Source organism: Hydrogenimonas sp., assembly GCF_029933015.1.
Classification (GTDB): Bacteria; Campylobacterota; Campylobacteria; order Campylobacterales; family Hydrogenimonadaceae; genus Hydrogenimonas.
On the sequence record NZ_JAOZOZ010000172.1, the window covers coordinates 1 to 3,115 of the forward strand.

Here is a 3,115-nt window from a genome sequence, read left to right on the forward strand (position 1 = left end):
ATCGGAAAGTTCCCTATACGATCTGGATTTCGGGAACCAACGGAAAGACGACGACGACACAGATGGTCACCCACCTGCTTCGCGAAAGAGGTGCGGTGAGCGGAGGAAACATCGGCACGCCGCTGGCCGCACTCGATCCCGAAGCACCCATCTGGGTGCTGGAGACCAGCTCTTTCACGCTGCACTACACGAAACATGCCAAACCGGACCTCTACCTTCTGCTTCCCGTCACACCGGACCATCTGAGCTGGCACGGCGGGGAAGCGGGCTACATCGCCGACAAGCTCAAACCCCTCGGATCGATGCGGGAGGGCGAAGCGGTCATTCTCCCCGGACAGTTCGCTAGCGAACCGACGGAGGGCTTCAAAATCCCCTACGAGACGACGGAAGATATCGCCGGTTATTTCGGTATCGATACGGAAAAAATCGCCTTCGAGGGAGCCTTTCTGCTCGACGCCGTGCTGGCCCTGGGCGTTTCGAAAATCCTCTTCGACGAGATCGACTACGAAAGGATCAACGCCTTCCGGCTCGATCCGCACCGTCAGGAGAGAGTGGTCGACCGGTTCGGACGGCTCTGGATCAACGACACCAAAGCGACCAACATCGACGCGACGATCCAGGCGCTCAAACCCTGGCAGGAGAGAAAGATCCACCTGATTCTGGGCGGAGACGACAAGGGAGTCGACCTGACACCTCTTTTCGAAGAGTTGCGAAAGTACGACGTCCACCTCTACGCCATCGGAAGCAACCGCGAAAAGATCGCCGCGCTGGCGAAAGAGTACCACCTCGCCTGCGACGTTACCGAGACCCTGGAGAAGGCCGTGAAGACGATGGCGAAGCGACACGACGGCAAGAGCGTGGCACTCCTCTCCCCCGCCGCCGCCAGCCTCGACCAGTTCGCCTCCTACGCCGAACGGGGCGATATTTTCAAAAAAATCATCAGCAGTTTTTAAGATGAAATCTTCTATAATTCCGACCTACCAACCGGCCAGATAGCTCAGTCGGTAGAGCAGCAGACTGAAAATCTGCGTGTCGGCAGTTCGATTCTGCCTCTGGCCACCACTCCTTTTTACGTTTTTACCTCTCTATTTGACGACATACATTTTCACCGAATCTTTTTTCAACGCGGTATGGTGACCTCCCGGATATTTCACCTTCAGGATCAAACCCCACCTACGGTTTCTTCCATGACCGATCTGTGAGGCTTTCACTCTCATCTTGATACAGCCGTGACTCATATATCCCATGCCGCGGGAATTCGGGACACGGGAAGCGAACTGCTCGAGACAGCCGCAATCGTTCTTCAAGTCCACTTTCACGGGTCTCATGCCCTGATGCCACACGATATTCAAAGAGGAGTCGTATCCCGCTCCGCCTCCTTTTTTGTTGGTCGAAAGCGCGGTAAAACAGAAAACCACCGTCCCGTCTTTGAAAGTCTGAGGACCGGGAAACGTAAAGGTCCACTCCGCATAATCTCCGTTTTTCTGCAGCCAGGACCATCCGTAGACCTTTTTTCCGTTCGATTTGAAACCGCTGGGATGGTACTCCTTGAGTGTCGCACCAAAGAGGAAAAAGGGCACCACAAGAAGCAATACGACGATCTTCATCCAGTTTTTCGGCATTTAACACCTCCTTTTGGAACCTTTTTCAGGCTCTTTTACAGATTATACAGACGAAAATCGGAGAAATCGTTTAAAGCGTATCAAAACGGAAGGAGGAAGATGCAAAGAGAGAATTCGCGAAAGTCCTGGAACTTTCGCGAAGAATCAGGCCGCTTCGGCCTTGTCCAGATGGACATCCATCTGGGGATAGGGAATGGAGATGCCCTTTTCGTCGAAGACCAGTTTGACCTTCTCGACGGTGTCGAAATAGACGCCCCAGTAGTCGGGTGTATTCACCCAGGCGCGGCAGACGAAATTGACACTGCTGTCGGCCAGTTCGGAAACGGCGACGAAAGGTGCCGGATCGGCGTGAATCCGATCGTCTTCGCCCAGGATCTCTTCGAGCGTCTTTTTGGCCAGTTTCAGATCGTCGTCGTAGCCGATGCCGAAGGTCCAGTCGACCCGGCGTGTCTCCTTGGCGGAGTAGTTGACGATGTTCCCTCCGATAACCGAACTGTTCGGGACGATGACGACCCTGTTGTCACCGGTTTTGAAGATGGTGGAGAACATATTGATCTCCTCGACGACCCCGGAAGTTCCTCCGGCTTCGACGAAATCCCCCACCTTGAAGGGGCGGAACAGGATCAGCAGAACGGCCGCTCCGACGTTCGAAAGGGTCCCCTGCAGTGCCAGACCGATCGCCAGACCGGCGGCACCCATGACGGCGACGAAGGAGGTGGTGTTGACCCCCAGGTTGTTGAGGGCCGCCAGAATGACGACGACCATCAAGAGGATGTAGACCATGCTGCCGACGAAGGAGATCAGCGTCTCTTCGACTTTGGCGTGGGTCATCGCCTTTCTGACGACGCGGGTGAGAATCCTGGCGATCCATTTCCCGAAAACGAAGATCGCCAGGGCACCCAGGATCTTCAATCCGTAGACGAGCCCCAGATCGGCCAGTTTGCTCCACTCTATATGTTGCAGAAACTCAAAATCCAAAAGTTATCCTTAAAAGTCGTAGACGATGCCGACGGTCGTCGTCGTATCGGTCGTATCCAGCTCGTTGCCGTCGTCATCCAGAGCCGGCGTGTTGTCGTACTTGACCTCGAAACCGATGCGAAGAGAGAGGGAGTCGACGATCAGCAGTTTGAGCCCCATCCGCAATACCGTTTCGAAATCGTCCGCATTCTCGAGATCCTCGAGAAAATTGAGTTCCGATTCGAAAGTGTTCTTTTCGGAAAAGTAGTAGTTGTAGTTGGCGCCCAGTTTGAGATAGTGAAAATCGTCGTCGGTTCCGTCGGTGAAGTTTGCCCACCGGTACTGGTAACCGCCCCGCACCTTGAGAAGTTGAATTTTGTCGTCGATGATGACATAGCCGACACCCAGACCGCCGTTGTATTGCTGCTCATACCCTTCGAAGGGATTTCTGAGAAAGCCCGCCTCCGCATAGGTGTACCAACGGTCGCTGTAGTGGTGGTTGACGATGCCGTAGGCGCGGTAGCGCTCGTCGGTTT

Annotated in this window: 4 protein-coding genes and 1 tRNA gene; 2 read left to right on the forward strand and 3 right to left on the reverse strand. The window is 54.6% G+C overall.

Going from position 1 to position 3,115, the window contains the following annotated elements; translation table 11 throughout:
• Positions 1–953 (forward strand): UDP-N-acetylmuramoyl-L-alanine--D-glutamate ligase (murD, locus tag Q1K23_RS08810; RefSeq protein ID WP_300363930.1); only part of this gene is annotated, 953 nt, incomplete at its 5' end.
• 33 nt (positions 954–986) lie between these two features.
• Positions 987–1,062, forward strand: a tRNA-Phe gene (locus Q1K23_RS08815).
• A gap of 23 nt (positions 1,063–1,085) precedes the next feature.
• Here the strand turns inward: Q1K23_RS08815 and Q1K23_RS08820 are convergent.
• The 3 genes from Q1K23_RS08820 to Q1K23_RS08830 form a co-directional block, all read right to left on the reverse strand.
• The gene (locus tag Q1K23_RS08820; RefSeq protein ID WP_300363932.1) at positions 1,086–1,622 is read right to left on the reverse strand and encodes a hypothetical protein; all 537 of its coding nucleotides are present in this window, start codon (positions 1,620–1,622) and stop codon (positions 1,086–1,088) included.
• 144 nt (positions 1,623–1,766) lie between these two features.
• Positions 1,767–2,600 (reverse strand): mechanosensitive ion channel domain-containing protein, encoded by an 834-nt coding sequence (locus tag Q1K23_RS08825; RefSeq protein ID WP_300363933.1) that lies wholly within the window; start codon positions 2,598–2,600, stop codon positions 1,767–1,769.
• Positions 2,601–2,609: 9 nt separating this feature from the next.
• Positions 2,610–3,115 (reverse strand): DUF481 domain-containing protein (locus tag Q1K23_RS08830; RefSeq protein ID WP_300363935.1); only part of this gene is annotated, 506 nt, incomplete at its 5' end.

Excerpts from the sequence above, each read along its gene's own strand:
- Q1K23_RS08820 (WP_300363932.1), bottom strand. The coding sequence starts at position 1,622 with ATGCCGAAAAACTGGATGAAGATCGTCGTATTGCTTCTTGTGGTGCCC.